Source organism: Actinocatenispora sera, from assembly GCF_018324685.1.
GTDB lineage: Bacteria > Actinomycetota > Actinomycetes > Mycobacteriales > Micromonosporaceae > Actinocatenispora > Actinocatenispora sera.
Window position 1 is genome coordinate 858,604 of sequence record NZ_AP023354.1, and the last position, 17,885, is coordinate 876,488.

At 68.8% G+C, this 17,885-nt stretch carries 18 protein-coding genes; 13 read left to right on the plus strand and 5 right to left on the minus strand.

Features of this window, described 5'->3' with window-relative positions:
• Positions 1–885: 885 nt before the first annotated feature.
• The 4 genes from Asera_RS33855 to Asera_RS03920 all read left to right on the plus strand — a co-directional run bounded on the left by Asera_RS33855 (position 886) and on the right by Asera_RS03920 (position 3,761).
• On the plus strand, positions 886–1,209 hold the full coding sequence (locus tag Asera_RS33855) for a tyrosine-type recombinase/integrase (RefSeq protein ID WP_425305968.1): 324 nt from the start codon (positions 886–888) through the stop codon (positions 1,207–1,209).
• A gap of 219 nt (positions 1,210–1,428) precedes the next feature.
• Positions 1,429–1,632: a cold-shock protein gene (locus Asera_RS03910; protein WP_030449661.1), complete on the plus strand. Its 204-nt coding sequence runs from the start codon at positions 1,429–1,431 to the stop codon at positions 1,630–1,632.
• A 121-nt stretch (positions 1,633–1,753) separates the two neighbouring features.
• Positions 1,754–2,833 (plus strand): fatty acid desaturase family protein, encoded by a 1,080-nt coding sequence (locus Asera_RS03915; protein ID WP_030449660.1) that lies wholly within the window; start codon positions 1,754–1,756, stop codon positions 2,831–2,833.
• Positions 2,834–2,936: 103 nt separating this feature from the next.
• Complete coding sequence (locus Asera_RS03920; RefSeq protein ID WP_212804509.1) at positions 2,937–3,761, plus strand: sigma-70 family RNA polymerase sigma factor; 825 nt, start codon at positions 2,937–2,939, stop codon at positions 3,759–3,761.
• 139 nt (positions 3,762–3,900) lie between these two features.
• On the opposite strand, the gene Asera_RS03925 is transcribed toward Asera_RS03920, so the two are convergent.
• On the minus strand, positions 3,901–4,254 hold the full coding sequence (locus Asera_RS03925) for a helix-turn-helix domain-containing protein (protein WP_030448310.1): 354 nt from the start codon (positions 4,252–4,254) through the stop codon (positions 3,901–3,903).
• Positions 4,255–5,122: 868 nt separating this feature from the next.
• Here Asera_RS03925 and Asera_RS03930 point away from each other — a divergent pair.
• The 3 genes from Asera_RS03930 to Asera_RS03940 all read left to right on the plus strand — a co-directional run bounded on the left by Asera_RS03930 (position 5,123) and on the right by Asera_RS03940 (position 7,456).
• Positions 5,123–5,560, plus strand: a complete 438-nt coding sequence (locus Asera_RS03930) for an Hsp20/alpha crystallin family protein (RefSeq protein WP_030448311.1) — start codon at positions 5,123–5,125, stop codon at positions 5,558–5,560.
• A gap of 190 nt (positions 5,561–5,750) precedes the next feature.
• Positions 5,751–6,149 carry a MerR family transcriptional regulator gene (locus Asera_RS03935; RefSeq protein ID WP_084132368.1) on the plus strand — a complete coding sequence of 133 codons (399 nt, stop codon included), beginning with the start codon at positions 5,751–5,753 and terminating at the stop codon, positions 6,147–6,149.
• A gap of 935 nt (positions 6,150–7,084) precedes the next feature.
• Positions 7,085–7,456, plus strand: a complete 372-nt coding sequence (locus Asera_RS03940) for a PRC-barrel domain-containing protein (RefSeq protein WP_084132370.1) — start codon at positions 7,085–7,087, stop codon at positions 7,454–7,456.
• Between the two features lie 80 nt (positions 7,457–7,536).
• On the opposite strand, the gene Asera_RS03945 is transcribed toward Asera_RS03940, so the two are convergent.
• Positions 7,537–8,547 carry a fatty acid desaturase family protein gene (locus tag Asera_RS03945; protein ID WP_244843727.1) on the minus strand — a complete coding sequence of 337 codons (1,011 nt, stop codon included), beginning with the start codon at positions 8,545–8,547 and terminating at the stop codon, positions 7,537–7,539.
• A gap of 352 nt (positions 8,548–8,899) precedes the next feature.
• Here Asera_RS03945 and Asera_RS03950 point away from each other — a divergent pair, with 352 nt between their 5' ends.
• The 3 genes from Asera_RS03950 to Asera_RS03960 are packed head-to-tail and all read left to right on the plus strand — an operon-like array spanning position 8,900 to position 11,188.
• Complete coding sequence (locus Asera_RS03950; RefSeq protein WP_030448315.1) at positions 8,900–9,634, plus strand: GAF and ANTAR domain-containing protein; 735 nt, start codon at positions 8,900–8,902, stop codon at positions 9,632–9,634.
• Between the two features lie 25 nt (positions 9,635–9,659).
• Positions 9,660–10,406 carry a GAF and ANTAR domain-containing protein gene (locus Asera_RS03955; RefSeq protein WP_035297916.1) on the plus strand — a complete coding sequence of 249 codons (747 nt, stop codon included), beginning with the start codon at positions 9,660–9,662 and terminating at the stop codon, positions 10,404–10,406.
• 23 nt (positions 10,407–10,429) lie between these two features.
• A complete protein-coding gene (locus Asera_RS03960; RefSeq protein WP_035297919.1) occupies positions 10,430–11,188 on the plus strand; it encodes a GAF and ANTAR domain-containing protein in 759 nt (252 codons plus the stop codon).
• Between the two features lie 594 nt (positions 11,189–11,782).
• On the opposite strand, the gene Asera_RS03965 is transcribed toward Asera_RS03960, so the two are convergent.
• Together Asera_RS03965 and Asera_RS03970 are read right to left on the minus strand one after the other, a co-directional pair.
• On the minus strand, positions 11,783–12,214 hold the full coding sequence (locus tag Asera_RS03965; RefSeq protein ID WP_157035050.1) for a DUF5994 family protein: 432 nt from the start codon (positions 12,212–12,214) through the stop codon (positions 11,783–11,785).
• A 28-nt stretch (positions 12,215–12,242) separates the two neighbouring features.
• Complete coding sequence (locus tag Asera_RS03970; RefSeq protein WP_157035051.1) at positions 12,243–13,049, minus strand: DUF5994 family protein; 807 nt, start codon at positions 13,047–13,049, stop codon at positions 12,243–12,245.
• Between the two features lie 576 nt (positions 13,050–13,625).
• On the opposite strand from Asera_RS03970, the gene Asera_RS03975 reads away from it, so the two are divergent.
• From Asera_RS03975 to Asera_RS03985, 3 genes are all read left to right on the plus strand, one after another.
• Positions 13,626–13,997 (plus strand): hypothetical protein, encoded by a 372-nt coding sequence (locus Asera_RS03975; protein WP_157035052.1) that lies wholly within the window; start codon positions 13,626–13,628, stop codon positions 13,995–13,997.
• A 299-nt stretch (positions 13,998–14,296) separates the two neighbouring features.
• Positions 14,297–14,533 carry a hypothetical protein gene (locus tag Asera_RS03980; RefSeq protein WP_030448320.1) on the plus strand — a complete coding sequence of 79 codons (237 nt, stop codon included), beginning with the start codon at positions 14,297–14,299 and terminating at the stop codon, positions 14,531–14,533.
• A 350-nt stretch (positions 14,534–14,883) separates the two neighbouring features.
• Positions 14,884–16,341, plus strand: a complete 1,458-nt coding sequence (locus Asera_RS03985; RefSeq protein WP_030448321.1) for an SDR family oxidoreductase — start codon at positions 14,884–14,886, stop codon at positions 16,339–16,341.
• A gap of 129 nt (positions 16,342–16,470) precedes the next feature.
• Here the strand turns inward: Asera_RS03985 and Asera_RS03990 are convergent, their stop codons facing one another.
• Entirely contained in the window at positions 16,471–17,448 is a 978-nt protein-coding gene (locus Asera_RS03990) for an endonuclease/exonuclease/phosphatase family protein (protein WP_084132372.1), read from the minus strand.
• Between the last annotated feature and the right edge of the window lie 437 nt (positions 17,449–17,885).

Consider the following 17,885-nt stretch of genomic DNA (forward strand, 5'->3'; position numbering starts at 1 on the left):
CGCGATTATCCGTCTGATGCTACACGCCGCCCTTCGCCCTGACATCTCGTTGACTGGGCGAGGCTCGCCATTTCTTTGCCGCTAGTGCCGTTGACGCGGCCCGATTTGGGAATTCTCTTACGTCGCCGTGACCTTCCTGCGCTTCAGGCCCAGCAACGCGCAATGCCGAAAAAGAGCATTCACGATTCGCGCGACGTAATCGCCGCGATATTGGCGAATGGCCAAAGGGCGAACCGTTGAGGTCCCCAATCGAGCTCCAGCGGCCCGGCAAACTCCTACTGGACCGGCCAGAGCGATCCTGCTGCGCTGCGCGATCAGCATGCGGGGCCCGACAGTCCGAGGCGAGCCCGTGAGATCAGCCGAAGGCCACGGAGTGATTCGACCGGTATGGGAGGTCTGATCCACACCTTTGTGCGACACCCTGTCGTATTAAAGGGGGTCGCTGGCAATAGGTAGTGGGTGCACGGGCAGCGCCAGCGCTGGCATGCCTCATCCGAAGACCGCTCCAACAAAGCCGTAGAACACCTGGCACGAGCGGATGTCGTCGACGGACCTGCAGCGTGATGCACACCAGAGGAACCTCACCAATGAGTGCGATGCGACCTGCGCGCCGAGTGCGGCGCTTGGACGACGTCCGCCGGCTGGGCGTGACGACCAGCCTGGCCACCGCCGCGCAGATCCTGGGAGGCTGCTACCCTACGGCCCGGCGTCTCGCGGTGGCCGGGACGTTCCCCATCCCGGCAATCCGTCTCGGACGACGTTGGAGCGTACCCACCGAACCGCTTATCGCTCTGCTGACGACCAGACTGTCGCCGCCCTCAAGCGATACCGCGCCCACGCGCAGCCGAACGTACCGCTGCAGGCGATGCGTGGACCGAGACCGGGCTGCTGTTCGTCAACCCGGACGGCACCACACTGCACCCATCTCGCATCACCGACGCGTTCGCCATCTACCTGCGCCGAGCCGGACTCCCGCCGATCCAACTCCGCGACTTGCGGCACGGCACCGCAACCCTCACGCTCGCCGCCGGCATCGAGATTCGAACCGTCTCCGCGATGCTGCGACACTCCTCGATCGCGGTGACCGGCCTCTACTCCAGCGTGACCACCGGGCTCGCCCACGAGGCAGCGCCAACCATCAACGATGCGCCCCGGGCCCGCTGGAGAGGCCGTCACGGCCGGCGAACCGCGCCACAACAGCAACGCTGACCACTTCTCGGCGACGCCGCCTCCCACCGGTGGTGGTGGTTGACGGCTGCACGCTGCGCGTGCTGTACTGAAGCTGGTTCACGGTTTTTGTGGTCGTTTCATGAGGCGCTCGCAAAGATTGACAGCGGGCGCGGTCTCTTCTCTTTCCTGTTGAGTCGTGTGCGTTGGCCGGCGTATCCAAATGGCTGCGCCGGAGGCTCGATGAGGAAAAGAGGCAACATGGCGCAAGGCACCGTGAAATGGTTCAACGCCGACAAGGGATTCGGGTTTATCAGCCCGGACAACAGCGGTGAGGACCTGTTCGTTCACTTCTCCTCCATCCAGAGCTCTGGATTCCGCAGCTTGGATGAGAACGCTCGGGTGCAGTTCGAAATCGAGACCACCGGCCGTGGCCCGCAGGCGATGAACGTCTCGACGTTGTAAAGACCCAGGGAACGGGTGCCCGATGCTTCGGGCACCCGTTCTTGCTATCTATCAGCCGGAGCGATGGCCACATCGGCCGATCGGGCCGGATCATTCTGGCAAGGGAGTTGCTATTACAGCTATGGGTTTGCGCTCGACGCAGGTCGACCAGCGTCGAGCGGCTCAGGCGGATCAGTTCGCCGGGTCGTACAAAGCGGTCGCGCAGGTTGTTCGGGAGCTGGGGCTACTGCGTCGGGCCCGCTGGTTCTACGGGTTGCTGTTCGGCGGGCTGTGTCTCGCGCTCGCCGGCGCGGTCACCGGATTCGTTCTGCTCGGTGACTCGTGGTGGCAGCTTCTGATCGCCGCAACACTGGGCGTGATTTGCACGCAGTTCGCGTTCCTCGCGCACGAGGCATCGCACCGCCAGATCTTCTCGGGCGGGCCGGCCAACGACCGCGCCGGGCGCTTGCTGGGCACTCTGCTGGTGGGTATCAGCTACTCGTGGTGGATGGGTAAGCACACCCGTCACCACGCCAACCCGAACCGGGTCGGCAAGGATCCCGACATCGAAATCGACACGATCTCGTTCCTGGCCGAGGACGCCGCTACCCGCCGCGGCCTGCTGGCGGCGCTGACCCGCCGCCAGGGCTACGCCTTCTTCCCGCTGCTGATGCTGGAAGGGATCAATCTGCACGTCAGCTCGATCCGATTCTTGGCCGGCCGGCGCCGTATCACGGGCCGCTGGACGGAGTTGGGGCTGATCGCCGCGCATCTCGCCCTGATCGCTACGCCGGCATTCGTCTTCCTGTCGCCCCGGATCGCCGGAGCATTCTGTGGCGTCCAGCTGGCGGTGTTCGGCGTGTACATGGGCGCCTCGTTCGCGCCCAACCATAAGGGAATGCCGATCGTCGGTGCCGACGAGAAACTCGACTTTTTCACCAAACAGGTCCGCACCTCCCGCAACATTCGAGGGCGTTTCTGGGCGAGCGCGTTGATGGGTGGACTCAACTACCAGGTCGAGCATCATCTGTTCCCCAGCATGCCGCGCCCACACCTGGCGAAGGCCCGCAGCGTCGTACGCGACTACTGCCATTCCCGGGGAATTCCTTACACCGAGACGTCACTGCCGCGCTCGTACGCGATCGTGATCGCCTACCTCAACGAAGTCGGCTTGGCCGCGCGCGATCCCTTCGAGTGCCCCATGCTCGCCTTGCGTCGCTGACAGCCACACGCGCAGCAGCTTCCGATCGCAGCCCAGGCTGGGCAATCGTTGAGGGCGAACACCATTCGCCGCGCGCCGCCAAGCCGAGTGAGCGCCCGCGTTCGTGACGGTAACCGAGACCGAGCAGTGTGCCGGCGACGCCGGCGGCGACGGGCCGACGGCCCGGGTACGGGCCCTGGCGAAGGCCACTGCCGGTGACCATGCGGCGGCCCGGGCGGCCGTGATCGAGTCGCTGCTGCCGCTGGCCGACCGGCTGGCCCGCCGCTACCGCGGGCTGGGCGTGCAGCTGGAGGACCTGCGCCAGGTCGCCGCGACCGGGCTGATCAAGTCGGTCGACGGCTACCGGCCACAGCTGGGCCGGTTCATCGCCTACGCGGTGCCGACCATCACCGGCGAGCTGCGCCGGTACCTGCGGGACCGGGCCTGGGCCGTGCGGCCGCCGCGGCGGCTGCAGGAGCTCGCGCTGCGCACCCACCACGCCGCCGAGACGCTCTGCGCCCGGCTCGGCCGCTCGCCGAGCGTCACCGAACTGGCCGACAGCGTCGGCGAGCCGGTCGAGCGGGTCGGCCACGCGATGGCGGCGTTTCGGGCGTACATGGCCGTCTCGCTGGACGGCGCGGCCGGGGAGGCCCAGTCGCCGCTGGTCGAGCAGCTGCCCGGCGCCGACCCCGGCATCGACGCGGTCGTCGACCGGTTGGCACTGGCCGAAGCGCTGACCACGCTGCCCGGCCGGGAACAGGCCATCATCCGCATGCGGTTCCTCGACGAGCTCACCCAGCAGGAGATCGCCGCGAGGCTCGGCATCTCGCAGGCACACGTGTCCGGCATCCTGTCCCGTACCCTGCGCGAACTGCGCGATCTGCTATCGGCCGAAGACCCCGCAGCAATGCCGGCCAGCGGTGCACCGGGCCGACCGATCAACCGCTAAGGCTGCGCAGGCTTGAACAACGATTGCCTCGCCTTCCGCTGGACGCGAACCGCGGGACAGCCAACAGATGGACGGGTGCCATCCCGAGGCGTCCGCTGGCGCCGCAGTGCAACGCCAGCAGCACGCCCCCCGGCACCTGTCAGGTTTCGTCGTCAGGCTGGGGATCGTCGGAGTCCCGGTGAGGGGCCCCGTTGTCTTGCTGGTATTGGCGGTTGAGGCGTTGAGCCTCGGCGAGTTGGTCTTCGAGGATGATGATGCGACACGCGGCGTCGATCGCGGTGCCCTCGTCGACCAGAGTGCGGGCTCGGGCGGCCAGACGCAGCTGGTAGCGGGAGTAGCGGCGGTGCCCGCCGGCGGAGCGGTGCGGGTTGAGTAGTTTCGTTTCCAGGCTGCGCAGAAAGTCCTGGGACACTCCGACCAGCTCGGCTGCCTGCCCCATGGTGTAGGCGGGATAGTTGTCGTCGTCGAACATGTCTTCGAGCTGTTGGCCCATGCACCCTCCTGCCGGCCTCGGCCAGACGCACGTCGAGGGCCCCCGGCGCGGATACGCCGGGGGCCCGGGTTCGGGATCAATAACACCACCTGCCGACATGCGGTCGGCGTCTTGGTTCCGCACCTACCTTGACAGGGTTACAAGGTGCGGGGATCGCGTAAACGTGACCGGAGACCACCACCTCAGACTCGATGGGACCCTCAACGGTGTCCGCCCCGGCGTCAACCTCACCGCCTGGCGGGCGATCCAACGGTGTGTATCACCCTCCCTTTCCTGCGAACTTCCACTTCCTCCAGTACCGGCCGTGTCGGTGGGCGCCGGCTTCCCAACGCCCACCGCGCGGCGGCGAACTATCCACTCGGCGGACCCGCGGCGGTCTGCCGGCCGCACTCGGATGATGCGGCTGCTGCGTCAGCGTCTGTCCTGGTCTTCCTTGTCGACCCGCAGAACGCTAGCCGACGCTCCCCTGAATGTCTAGTACCGTGAGCCTAGATTTCTACGTGTCCTCGACCAGGGTCCGGCCGCGTAGGTCGCAGCGACCCGGTTGGATCAGGTGGGCCGGCGGCCGAGGTCCGACCGGGCGCGCGTGCCGGCGGATTCACTTGACGTCGCGGCCCAGTGGGATAAAATTGGTCTCGCCACTACAGATTAGCCCTGGTGGCTGGGGCAGGTTGTTTGCTGTGGAGGTGAGTGATCGATGTCGGCCACCATCGATCGGACGGCCCGCGGCCGGAGGTGGCCGCGTCGTCGAGGCCGTCGGGTTTGGTACGGGCGCGGCCCGTGGCGGCCGTGGCCCGGCGGGCCGATGCGGCTGGCCTGAGGGCCCGTCCTACAGGTTGTTTGTTGATCGTTGCGGGAGTGATGGTTGATGAGCATGGTGCGGTTCGATCCGTTCCGGGAGATCGAGCAGTTCGCCAACGGCTGGGCGAACGAGCCGGCGTGGCGTAGCCGCTGGGCGGCGATGGACGCGTTCAAGTCCGGCGACGCGTACCAGGTGCGGTTGGATCTGCCCGGCATCGACGAGGACTCGTTGGAAGTCACGGCCGAGAACAACACGTTGACGGTGCGGGCGCGACGCGACGTCGATGCACCGAAGGGTGCCGAGTTCGTGACACGGGAGCGCCCGGTGGGCACGTTCACCCGGCAGATGGTGCTGGGCGACGGGCTGGATGTGGAGAAGGTGTCGGCGGACTACCGCAACGGAGTGTTGACGGTGACGATCCCGGTCGCCGAGCACGCCAAGCCGCGCCGGATCCCGATCGCCCGCGCTGCAGGCGGTGACCGCAAGGTGATCGAAGCCAGCTGACCTCATCCCCGCCCCCTCAGCAAAGGTGGACAGGGGCGATCGGGGCTGGTTCGTTCGATCACTGTGCGGGGAGGTGATGCCCTGGCGCGATGTTGTCGCAGGCTCCCCTCGTGGCTGGGGTGCTCACCCTGCTGACCATCCCACAGCAGGGTGAGCACTCCGACAGGTGCATCAGGAAGGTGGCGGTCCGGTGATCGCAGACCAGAACGGGTCCGGAGCAGACCTGTCGGGACTGGTCGGGGCGCGGACACCGGCGTTCACGATCGGCACCGCCGCACAGCTGCTGGGTGTCAGCCAGGCGTTCCTGCGTCAGCTGGGCGTCAACGGGCTGCTCGACCCACAGCGCTCCGCCGGCGGGCATCGCCGCTACAGCCAGCACGACCTGGGCCTGGCCAGCCAAGCGCGGGTACTGGTCGACGAGGGCCTGTCGATGGACGCCGCGTGCCGCATCGTGACCCTCCAGGTCGAACTCGCCTATGCCCGCGCCGAGATCGCCCAGCTGCACCAGCAACTCGACGCCATCACCGACGAGCGGAAACCGGCTGCCGATCCCGACACCTCTGCCGACCCGGACACCGGCGACCGCTGAGACCCGGCTGCACAAGGGCCCCGCAGCCGCCGAATGCGACGGCTGGAACCCCGCCACCGCCGGCACGGCCGGGCCACACCACTGCCCGACCTGCGTACGCACCGGCCCACCCACCGGCGACGTTGCCGCACAACCGATCTCAGCGCGGCTGCGCCCCGTGTGCGAGCAACACCCCGCCGCCGTTGCCGGAGCGGATGGCAGTGGAATCCAGTGGATCTGCGGTGGGAAACGGGTGGGCGTCGTTCGCCGGACTGCCATGACGGCGTCCTTCCAGCCGGCCCGCTGTGGGCTGGCCCTGTATCGATCACCCAGGACGACGTCAACTCTGGCACCATCTGCATGGCGGTCGACGCCTCGACAAGTCTTTCGTAACCCCACGACAGTCCGCGGGCGCCCCGCGCCGAACATCGACTCCCGGCGGCGGCCGGTCAGGCGCCTGCTGTTGGCGGCAGGGTTCGGAGTGAGGCTGCGTAGTGTCAGCATCAGGCGACCAGGGGTTGCGGCAGACTCTGTGCTAGGGGATAGTGGCCAGAACCCCGCCGTGGCCGAGACCCCGCTGCTGGACGGTGACGGTGGAGGGATGTGTCCGGAGCACGCTTGGGGGAAGCGTCCGGAATCCCGGGGGATCCGCCGTTTTCGATCGGCCTCGTTCTGGCCACGGCGGGTTGTCATCCCTGGTCCATGTGCGGGAACGACAGCGGTCAAGCCGGCGCTGCCGAGGTCCGTGTCGCCGCGTACAGACCAGCCGCCATGCCGGTGGTGGACGTGCGTGCACGGCCATCGCCGGTCCAGGCTCGCTCGGCTCAGACCCCGCCGAAGCCATCCGCCGACGGGGCGCACTGCGCCCTGCGAACGGATGGCAAGACGCCGCCCCGCGGTGTGCGAGTGGATTGTCCAACGGATCCGACAGCACTCCCCAGGATGGAGAAACCACGATGAACTCGATGTCGCCGCGTCGTTCGGCCGACCCGAGCGGGTGGCGTGGAAAAGAGGTGCTGCTTCGCGACGGCGACAGGCTCGGCAAGCTGGTCGATGTCTACTACGACGCCGACAGCGACGACCCGGTGTTCCTGTGCGTGAAGCCGCGTCTGTTCTCCAGCAAGCAGCTGCTCGTCCCGGCCGACAAGGTGCACGAGACGCCGGCCGGCCTGACGGTGGACTGGTCCGAAGACGACGTCAGGGGCGCCCCGACCACCAAGCCGGGCGTGGGCTTGTCCGGCGTCGAGGAACTGCGCGTCTTCCGCCATTACGGCATGGAGTTCACGCTGTCCACCGCCGACAACGGGCGGCGCCTGGTGCGGCACTGACGAGCACCGCTCTATCGGGTTCCGTCGTGCAGGCGCTCGCCGGAGGGCCGGCTGCCCAGCGCCCCGCCCGACCGGGGCGGTTACTTCGGTGCCCGCAGCTGCACGGCAAGCGGGCAGGAGAACTGGGTGCGTCCGGCCAGTCCGACGTCGTTGAGGTAGCGCAGCACGATCGTGTACGCGGTGCCGAGAGGCTTCTCGGTGTACGCGACGTTGTTGTCCGCGCAGGCCCGACGCACCAGCGGCTGGACCCGACGAAGGTTCGGCCGCGGCATGCTCGGGAACAGATGGTGCTCGATCTGGTAGTTCAGCCCGCCCAGCAGGAAGTGGATGAACCAGCCGCCGGTGACGTTGCGCGACATCAGTACCTGCCTCTGCAGGAAGTCGATGCGCAGGTCCGCCGGCACGATCGGCATGCCGGTGTGGTTAGGGGCAAACGCGGCTCCGAGGTAGAGCCCGTACACAGCGAGCTGGATGCCAACGAACGCGACCACGATCTCCGGTGACATCAGTATCAGCAGGAGGACGAGGTAGCCGACCAGCCGCACGGTCAGGAACGCGATCTCCCAGCCGCGGCGCTTCATCGGCGCCCGCCCCACCACGCGTTGGACGCTGCCGACGTGCAGGTTGAGCCCCTCCACCAGCAGCAGCGGGAAAAAGAACCAGCCCTGCCGATCGGCGAGGTACCTGCCGATCGGGCCGCGTTGTGCCCTCGCATCGGCCGTGAAGGCGATCACGCTGGTCGCAATATCCGGGTCTGCACCCAGTTTGTTGGGGTTGGCATGGTGCCGGGTGTGCTTGTTCTGCCACCAGCCGGCGCTCAACCCGCCGAGCAGCGTGCCGTGCACGAGCCCGGCCCACTCGTTGGCCGTACCCGAGCGGAAGATCTGCCGATGCGCGGCGTCGTGGCCGAGGAACGCGAGCTGGGCGAACACGACCGCGAGCACCCCGGCGAGGATGAGCTGGAACCACGAGTCGCCGACCAGCACCATCGCCAGGCCGGTGCCGGCCAGTGCGAGCACGGTCAGCGACATCTTCGTCCAGTAGTAGCAGTAGCGCCGGCGCAGCAGCCCGGATTGCTTCACCTGCCGCATCAGCTGCGTGTACTGCTGGGTATATCGATCCTGCTGCTGCCTGGGTCCGGCGGGTTCGGCTGGACGACCGGCTGCCGTTGTGGCGCCGGTGACGGATCTGCTGCTCATGCCCACTCCCTCGACTCACCGCTGTCGGTGCGCGCCTGGGTCTGGGGCACGTTGGTTCGGGTCGGCAACACCTGGGACGGGCTCAAACGGCCGTCCGTCGGCACTCGCTACGACCACTACCTCTTGTCTGAGACGATACCCGTCCCAGGTCGGTGGAAACCCCGCCGGCCGCACGGCGCCGACCAGCGACGGTGCCGCCGATCTCGCCGAGGACTAGGCTTGGTCGTGACGGGGCGGAGGCCGGATGGCTGACAGGCGACAGCGGCTACAGGCTCTGTTGTCGGACGACCGTGCGGCCCGGCCCGGCCCGGCGGTCGGACTGGTGTGCGCTCGTTGCGTCGTGGAACTGTCGATCACCGGCGCCGGGGCAACCGTGTTGGCCACCTTCGGTCAGCGCGATGGGCACGCCCGCGACGGCCATCCCGCTCGCGGGCTGGTGCACGCGACCAACGCCACGAGTGCGGCGCTGGAAGACCTGCAACTCACCGTCGGAGAGGGTCCCTGTCTGGACGCGTTCGAGTCCGGCGGACCGGTGTTGGTGGCAGACCTGACCGCGGAGCTGTCCCGATGGCCGGTGTTCGCTGCCGAGGCCGTCAAGCTTGGCGTGGCCGCGGTCTTCTCGTTCCCGCTGCAGATCGGGGTCGTGCGGTTGGGGTCGCTGGACCTCTACCGTGCCAGCCCCGGTCGGTTGACCCCGGTGGAAGTGACAGACGCGCTGATCCTGACCGATCTCGCCGGCGAACGCATCCTCCAGGAGATCGACGGGCACGCGATCGCCGATCTGAGCTGGCTCGCAAACCCGCACATCGAAGTGCATCAGGCGACCGGCATGGTGCAGGCGCAGCTGGGCGTGACGACCGAGCACGCCCTGATGCGGCTGCGCGGGTACGCGTTCACCCACGACCTGACGATGGCCGAGGTGGCGCGAAAGGTCGTGCGGAAGGTCCTGCGCTTCGAGCCGGAGTCGGAGCCGAAATGACGCATGGTGAGGAAGGTCGTCTGCGATGAGCAACACCCGGGACCAGCGGCTGGCGGCCACGTTCGTGTCGCTCGCCGACACCCTGGTCGCCGACTTCGACGTGCTCGATTTCCTCGGCATGTTGACCGAGCGGGCCGTCGAGCTGCTGGAGGTCGACGCCGCCGGGGTGATTCTTGCCGACCAGCGCGGCGGCTGGAGGCCCGCGGCGGGATCGTCGGAGAACTCTGGCCTGGTCGAGGTCTTCGCCGCGCAGACCCAGCAAGGGCCCTGTCTGGACTGCGTGCGCACCGGCGAGCTGGTGCTCAGCATGGATCTGGCCGCCGACGTCGAACGATGGCCGCAGTTCGCTCCGTTCGCGACCAGCGCCGGCTTCCGTGCAGCGTGTGCGGTCCCGATGCGGCTGCGCGACGATATCATCGGTGCCCTGACCCTGCTCCGTGCGGCTGCGGGGCCGGTCGATCGAGACAGCATCGCGCTCGGCCAGGCGCTGGCGGACGTGGCGACCATCGGAATCCTGCAGCAGCGCGCCGTGAGCCGGCAGGAGATTCTGTCCGAGCAGCTGCAGGCCACGCTGTACCGACGCACCGTCATCGAGCAGGCCAAGGGGGTGCTTGCCGAACGGGGCGACATTGACATGCACGCCGCGTACACGCTGTTGCGCGACTATGCCCGGGGGAGTCGGCGACGGCTGTCCGACGTGGCCAGGGATCTGGCCAACGGCGACCTCGACGCCGCTCAGTTGCTGGCGTCCGACGTGTCCCGAGGAGACTGACCACACCTGCTGAGGAGCGCCGGATGTCGCCCACATCGGATCAGACCACTGAGGGCCGTGAACACCGGGTCTCGCGTGCGTTCGTCGCCCTGGCCGACACGCTGGTCGCCGACTTCGACATCGCCGATTTCCTGGCTATGCTCACCCAGCGGTGCACCGAACTGCTCTCCGTCGATGCGGCTGGCGTCATTCTCCGCAGCCCCCACGGCGAGTTCCAGGTCGTCGCGAGCTCCGGTCGGGGGGCTCAGCTGTTGGAGCGGTTCGCGGTGGAGACCGGCGACGGCCCGTGCATCGACTGCGTCCACAGCGGGCAGCCGGTGATCTGCACGGACCTCTCCGTCGGGCGCGCCCGCTGGCCACGGTTCAGCGTCGCGGCCGGCAAATGCGGTTTCCGCGCCGTGCACGCCCTACCGATGCGCTACCACCACCAGTCCATCGGCGTGCTCACCCTGCTCAACGCCGCGGCTCACGGGGTCGCTATCGACGCGTCTCGGCTGGGACAGTCGTTCGCCGACGTCGCCACGATCGGGATCCTCCAGCAACGCACCATCGACCAGGGAGAGCGCCTCTCCCAGCAGCTTCAGGCAGCGCTGACCAGCCGCATCGCGATCGAGCAGGCGAAGGGCGTGCTCTCCCAGCACGGCGGCGTGTCGATGGACGAGGCCTTCGACAGACTCCGCGGGTACGCCCGGGCGCACCAGCTGCGGCTCACCGCGCTGGCCGGCACGGTCGCCGACGGCAAGGCCGATCTTCGCGCGATCCTCGCCCACCCACGCGGATAGCTCTCCATCCATGCACCGCACCCGGTGAGCCGGTTCGTTCCAGATACGGTGACCACGGCTTGTCAGCTTTCTCAACCGGCTCAAGCCGTTCCATGAGCTGCCTACCTGCCCCGTCCAACGCGTCGACGATTGATGCGACATGAACGGGCCCGACTGCCAGCACCGGCAGATCCGGCCCGGCAGATCCGGCAATGCGCAAAGGGGCCGGTCCGCGGCTCGGCGCCCTTGCTGGCCCTCGATGGGCGACTTTTCGCACCGACGAGGGCTGCTCGCGACGATACCCAACCCATCCCGGGCCAAACGGCGTGCCTGGCGAGACCAGCGCGGCGGTCATGCCTGCGAAGCGGACGGGTAGCACCGACAACTGAGATGATCACCAGGCGGGTCAAAAGAGACGGCAGGTGCGCTGGTCGACACCGGTCCGGGGGCCGTCCTGGCGGTGGGCCGCCGCCGATCGACAAGCGCCCGGACCGACGTCACGGGCCCGCCGGATCGCTTGCGTGCGGGGGTATGCCACTCCCGGCGCCGAGACACTTGCTGCCGGCCCACCCCGGGTCGGTGATCGCCTCGCGGTGCAAGGTGATCGCCTCCTGGTCAGCGGTTCTGATGCTCGACGGTCGCCTTGCCGGCCGCTCCTGCCGTCAACGCCGCGGCTGCCGTGTCGTCGGGGGCGTCCACCGGCACCACGATGAGCCTGATGCGGTCACCGTCGAGGAAGTTGATGGTCAACAACTGGCCGTCGAGCATACCGAGCAACCGCATCCGTACCCAGACGCCGCCGATGCGGATCCGCACCGGGCAGCGGTCCCATCCCGCGCGGCCAGCCGAGACCCAGCTTGCCCCATCGATCCCCGATGCCGCATGCAGCCCGGCCATCAGCGGCGGCAGCTCGACACCAAGATCCCGCGAGTACGGCCACCAGGCACCATCGACGGAGCCGTCAGAGGGCCGATCGGCCAGCGCGAGCCGCAGCCTCGGGCCAAAACCATCGGCCGAAGTCGGTTGGTGTCGAGCATCGCTCCACATCGCCACCATCTCCCTCGCCTCAACTCACTCATCGTTCGACCAGCTGGCAGCGCGTCGAATCAGGCAGACCAGCCGAGGCGCAACACCCCCAACGCGTCGCGGCGACGAGATCACCACCCGCAAGAGCGACCCGCGCGTGCCACCTCGGGCCAGCCGCCGAACATGAGCCGGCCGGGACCGGCTCGCACCACAGTGGCCGGATCGGTGGTGCCGGCAGCAGATCACGCTCAGCCGAAGCAGCGGGGCCGGCGCCAATCTCCCAATCAGAGCGTTGACCCGCGACGGGGTCAGGATCGTGCCAGGCATCCACCGGCAGTGAACCAGAATCGTATCGGCCCGCCTGTTGCAGCAAGATCTCACTGCCGCCCAACTCATTTCGGGCGTCCGCCGCCCTGGTCATCACCGACGCTGCCGCGTCATTGAGTGAGTCCGGCGGCACGACGAGCAGGTCATAGTGGCTGCCGTTGGGGCAGGAGACGCTGACGGTGTGCACGTCGATGTTGCTGAACCAGCCGACCTGGACACGTCGACCGCCGATCTCGGTGCGATCGGGTATCTGGTTCCAGGCGTGCCAGCCCACCGCGACCCGACTGACGTGTTCGCTGCGGCCGGGATCGCGGCCGGCCAGCCATGCGTCGACACCGGCGATCAGCGCAGGCAGTTCGGCCGCCAAGTCATTGGTGTAGGGCCACCACGCCCCATCCAAGGCGCCGTGTTGGCCGCTGGTCGGATCCATCCGCAGCCGCACACCGCCAGCGTCGGTGGCGCGCTGGACCCGGGGATCGAGTGGTCGGCTGGTAGGAAACGTCGCGGCATTCCTGATCTGGACGGCCATCGCAGAGGCCCCTTCGACCGGCCCGCTGTGGGCGGTCAAGCAATCGTTCGCCCAGGGCGACGCCAACACTGGCACCATCTGCATGGCGGCCGACGCTTCGACAAGTCCTCGGTAGACCAACCCTATCCCGTACTCCGCCACGCGACGACATCCGCGCCGCTGCGATCTGCGCAGATGGTTACTGTTGCAGACCGGCCGAACGAGGGTTGCCCGAGTACAGTCGGAGACGTTCCCCGTCCAGTGTCGGCTGGAGACCAGACAGGATGAGGGGCGGCGGCAGCAGCGCGCACCGGTCTCAGCGGCGTGCGATCCAACGACCGTCGGTGATGCAGACGCGTGCTCGTCGCACGCCCGTCACCATTCCCTGACTCGCTTGGTTCAGGCGGCTTGGCACGACCCGCTCGCGGTGCGCGCACGAACGCTCCAACACTCCTCTTCCGACAACGCCGCCCCGGCATCGGTCTACACGACGCCGCTACGGACACGACGGTCCGAGAAGTCGATGTCGCCGCCGCCGTGGCGGCCGCATGGCCGCAGAAACATCTGGCAGCACTGCTGCCGAGGACGGAGACCGCGATGACCAATTCAACGTCCACCAACTCGACCGACCCGAGCCAGTGGCTCGGTCAGAACGTGCTACTCAGCGGCGGCGACAAAATCGGCAAGCTGGTAGACATCTACTACGACGCGGAGACCGACACCGCAGTGTTCCTGTGCGTCAAACCACGCCGCTTCTCCAGCACCCAACTGCTCGTCCCCGCCGGCAAAGTCCACAGCGCCCCGAACGGCCTGACCGCCGACTGGTCGGACGAGGACATGAAGCAAGCACCCATCACCAAACCCGGAGTGAGCCTCAGCGCCGACGCCGAACAGCGCGCCTTCCACCACTACGGCATGAGCTACACCCCGCCGTCCACCGACAACGGGCGACGACTGATCCGCCACTGAGCGCCCAACCTGCCACCCGCTCGCGGAGGTCGCCGGCGACGTCGACACGCCGGCCGACCCATGGTCCGGGTCGGGCGGGCTCGGCAGGTGCATCGGGCCCGCCATCAGCGGAGGCTTAGCCGGAGTGGCGCTCGACCAGCTCGTACGTCTCGATGATGCCGGTGCGCTCGCTGACGGTGACTCGCGTTTGCACCAGGCCTCGGTCGGTAGTGCTGGCCCGGGCGACGCCATCCTCGTCGCAAGGGAGACGTTCTCACGGCGGGCGATGACGTCATCTTGCGCATCAGACGGCGCCCCGAATGGTCGCTGTTCATCATCTCCGCAGGCTCGCAATCCTCGGCGCGCTCATCGTGGCCGGCGCCTTGGCTGCGGTCTTGCTGGGATCGCAGAGCGAACCAGTCTTTTACACGGGAGGCGCCGGTGTCTTCCTCATGATCGTCTCCGTCATTTCTTTCGGTACAGTTATCGTCGGAGTGATCAATCCGATGACCGACGGTGTCGATTCGGTGAACAACATGACTGACATGTCAGTGTAAACAGACTTCTTTGCCGCGCTACTCGAAGACGTCCCGAGCTCGAGAAGATGGAAGTCTTTCGACCCGGACGCTTCCCGAGACTGAACCGGGCGCGTCGATATTGTGGCCGAACATCCATGCGACGCCCCGAAAACATGCGGCGGCCACCGCATCGGCTCGGCGGCTCGGCCGTACGGAGCGACAGCTGGCCTCCATACCCGCCGGTCCGAGCGCGAAGGGAGTCAGCCGAGTACGTGGTCGGCTGATCGACCGTCGACGGGTGCTCTACCGGGGAGCTCGACCCTTCTACGGGAACGAGCTGGAAACCGGGATCGGCTGCGATGGGGGCGGGCACCCGGAACCATGGGGGCATGCGCTGCGTCGTGTTCGGTGCCAGCGGGTACATCGGGGGCCGGCTGGTGCCGGACCTGCTCGAGGCTGGGCACCGGGTACGGGTGGTCGCGCGCAACCCGGCGAAGCTGAGCGACCGTCCCTGGCACGACGACGTCGAGATCGTACGGGGCGACGTGCTGGATGCCGGCAGCACCGAGGCCGCGGTGGCGGATCAGCAGGTCGCCTTCTACCTGGTGCATTCGTTGCACAGTACCGACTTCGCCGACCGGGACCGGCGGGGCGCCGAGAACCTGGCCGCGGCGGCAGGGCATGCCGGCCTGACGCGCATCGTCTATCTCGGCGGGCTGCACCCGGACACCGACGAGCTGTCGCCGCATCTCGCGTCCCGCAAGGAGGTCGGGGACATCTTCCTCGCCGGGCCCACCGATGCGGTGGTGTTGCAGGCCGCGGTGATCCTCGGGTCCGGGTCGGCGAGCTTCGAGATGCTGCGACACCTCACCGAACGGTTGCCGGCGATGGTGACGCCGCAGTGGGTGCACAACCGGATCCAGCCGATCGCGATCCGCGACCTGCTGCGGTACCTGGTGGCGGCGGCGACGTTCCCGGAGGGGCTCAACCGCACGTACGACGTCGGCGGGCCGGACGTGCTGAGCTACCTGGACATGATGCGTCGGTACGCCGTGGTCGCCAAGCTGCCGCAGCGCATCATCCTCCCGGTCCCGGTGCTGACGCCGTGGCTCTCGGCGCAGTGGGTCAATCTGGTGACCCCGGTGCCAAAATCGATTGCGGTACCGCTGATCGCCTCGCTGATCCACGAGGTGATCTGCCAGGAGGACGACATCCTGCAGTTGGTGCCCGACCCACCGGAAGGGCGGCTGCACTTCGAGCAGGCCGTGGAGCTGGCGCTGAGCCGGACCAGCCAGTACCAGGTGGCCACCCGCTGGTCGGATGCCAGCTGGCCGGAGGATCCGTCCCAGCCGTCGGCCGCCGATCCCGGCTGGTCCGGGGGCACCGTGTACGAGGACGTGCGCGAGCAGCACAGCAGCGCGGCGCCGGACCGGGTGTGGCAGGTGGTGGAGGGCATCGGCGGCGAGCACGGCTGGTACTCGTTTCCGCTGGCCTGGGTGGTGCGGGGCTGGGCGGACCGGCTGTCCGGCGGGGTGGGCCTGCGGCGCGGCCGGCGTGACCCGTACCGGCTGCACACCGGCGAGGCGCTCGACTGGTGGCGCGTCGAGGAGATCGAGCGGGGCAGCCGGCTGCTGCTGCGCGCCGAGATGATGGTGCCGGGCCGCGCCTGGCTGGAACTGTCGGTCTCGCCCGCGGCCGACGGCGGCACCTGCTACCGGCAGCGTGCGGTGTTCCAGCCGCACGGCTTCGCCGGGCACGCGTACTGGAAGCTCATCGTCCCGTTCCACCACGTGGTGTTCGGGGGCATGGTGGCGAACATCCTGGGCGAGGCCGAGCGCGGCAGGTGACCGCGCCGGCGCCGCGCAGCTTTCGGGGAGGAGTAGGCCGGGCGCAGCGCAGACGCTGCCCGGCGCGGGCGCGGGTGACGATGGCCGCCGCGGGCGTGGGTGGCGTTGCCGTTGCGGCCGGGCGGGGCCTCACCAGCGGATTCCGGCCGCCACCGGTAGGTGGTCACTGCCGGTGGCCGGGAGGTTCCACGCGCGGGTCGGTTCCACGCCGCGTACCAGGATCTGGTCGATCCGCGCCACCGGGAACGTCGCCGGCCAGCTGAAGCCGAAGCCCTGCCCTGCAACGTCCTGCGCCGACCGCAGCCGCGCGGTGAGGCCGGCGAACGCGCGGTCGTCCAGCGTGCCGTTCAGGTCGCCGAGCACCACCACGCGCTCGGCCGGGTCGGCGGCGACCGCCCGGTCCAGCCGCTCCGCGCCGGCATCCCGCACGTCGGCCGAGAAGCTCGCGCCGGGGCTGACCCGTACCGACCACAGGTGGACCACGTACACCGCGAGCCGGCCACGGTCGGTGGCCACCGTCGCGCGCATCGCCCGGGACGGGTCCATCGCGCCGGCGGGCCCCGCGTCCGACAGCGGCAGCCTGCTCCACAGCCCGACCGTGCCCCGCACCGCGTGGTACGGGTACGCCCGCGCCAGCCCCGCCTGGTACGTGCCCGTGGCCTGCGGGGTCAGCTCCTCCAGCGCGACGAGGTCCGCGCCGGACGCGACCAGGTCGCGCGCCGTACCGGCCGGGTCGGGATTGGCGGCACCGACGTTGTGGCTGACCACGGTGAGCCGGGCGCCCGGCCCGGACCTGTCGACGAGCTGCCCGCCGAACAGGCTCAACCACGCCACCACCGGCACCAGCAACGCCGCCGCCGCGGCGACGGAGCGGCGACACAGCGCCCCGGCGAGCAGGACCGGTACGGCCAGCCCGTACCACGGCAGGAACGTCTCCACCAGGCTGCCGAGATGCCCGGCCCCGTTCGGGATCCACCCATGCCCCCACAGGAGCAGGCCGAGCAGCAGCGCCATCGCCGCGAGCGCCAGGCCGCGCCGGGAGCGGCGGGTACGCCGGTACGCGCGCGGCGGCGCGGGTGATGTCAGCGGGGGCACGGTCGACGTCATGCGACCAGTCAAGGCGCCGCGATGTTGCCAGGACGTACGCGCTGGCCGATACGCCGACGATAGGTCCGGCGATCCCAGCGGGTGCGACGGAGACTCGCGTCACGGTCCACACCCCCGACGGCGCGGCCGGCCGGCGAGCCAACACGACCCACTGCCAGCACGACCCGTTACCAGCACGACCGGATACCAGCGCGACCCGGTGCCTGTGAGACCCGGCGCCACGACCCGATACCGGCAGGGTCCGGTGCCACGGCCCGGTGCCGGCGGGGCACGGTGCCGGCGGGGCACGGTGCCGGCCGCGGCACGGCGGTACCGATCCGGTGGTGGTGCGGCGATCCGTCGTTGCGGGTGTCGTTGCGGTGGGACGGTGGGAGATGTTCGGCCCTGCAGCAACCCTGTGCCCCGGGCGCACCGTGTCGGGCGAGGGGTGTGCCAGG

Coding starts and splice junctions, on each gene's coding strand:
- Asera_RS03970 (WP_157035051.1), bottom strand. CDS start 13,049: ATGGCCGTCCAGATCAGGAATGCCGCGACGTTTCCTACCAGCCGACCA.
- Asera_RS03930 (WP_030448311.1), top strand. CDS start 5,123: ATGAGCATGGTGCGGTTCGATCCGTTCCGGGAGATCGAGCAGTTCGCC.
- Asera_RS03940 (WP_084132370.1), top strand. CDS start 7,085: ATGAACTCGATGTCGCCGCGTCGTTCGGCCGACCCGAGCGGGTGGCGT.
- Asera_RS03965 (WP_157035050.1), bottom strand. CDS start 12,214: ATGTGGAGCGATGCTCGACACCAACCGACTTCGGCCGATGGTTTTGGC.
- Asera_RS03910 (WP_030449661.1), top strand. CDS start 1,429: ATGGCGCAAGGCACCGTGAAATGGTTCAACGCCGACAAGGGATTCGGG.
- Asera_RS03950 (WP_030448315.1), top strand. CDS start 8,900: ATGGCTGACAGGCGACAGCGGCTACAGGCTCTGTTGTCGGACGACCGT.
- Asera_RS03980 (WP_030448320.1), top strand. CDS start 14,297: ATGGTCGCTGTTCATCATCTCCGCAGGCTCGCAATCCTCGGCGCGCTC.
- Asera_RS03975 (WP_157035052.1), top strand. CDS start 13,626: ATGACCAATTCAACGTCCACCAACTCGACCGACCCGAGCCAGTGGCTC.
- Asera_RS03915 (WP_030449660.1), top strand. CDS start 1,754: ATGGGTTTGCGCTCGACGCAGGTCGACCAGCGTCGAGCGGCTCAGGCG.
- Asera_RS03960 (WP_035297919.1), top strand. CDS start 10,430: ATGTCGCCCACATCGGATCAGACCACTGAGGGCCGTGAACACCGGGTC.
- Asera_RS03990 (WP_084132372.1), bottom strand. CDS start 17,448: ATGACGTCGACCGTGCCCCCGCTGACATCACCCGCGCCGCCGCGCGCG.
- Asera_RS03955 (WP_035297916.1), top strand. CDS start 9,660: ATGAGCAACACCCGGGACCAGCGGCTGGCGGCCACGTTCGTGTCGCTC.
- Asera_RS03925 (WP_030448310.1), bottom strand. CDS start 4,254: ATGGGCCAACAGCTCGAAGACATGTTCGACGACGACAACTATCCCGCC.
- Asera_RS03985 (WP_030448321.1), top strand. CDS start 14,884: ATGCGCTGCGTCGTGTTCGGTGCCAGCGGGTACATCGGGGGCCGGCTG.
- Asera_RS03945 (WP_244843727.1), bottom strand. CDS start 8,547: ATGCGGCAGGTGAAGCAATCCGGGCTGCTGCGCCGGCGCTACTGCTAC.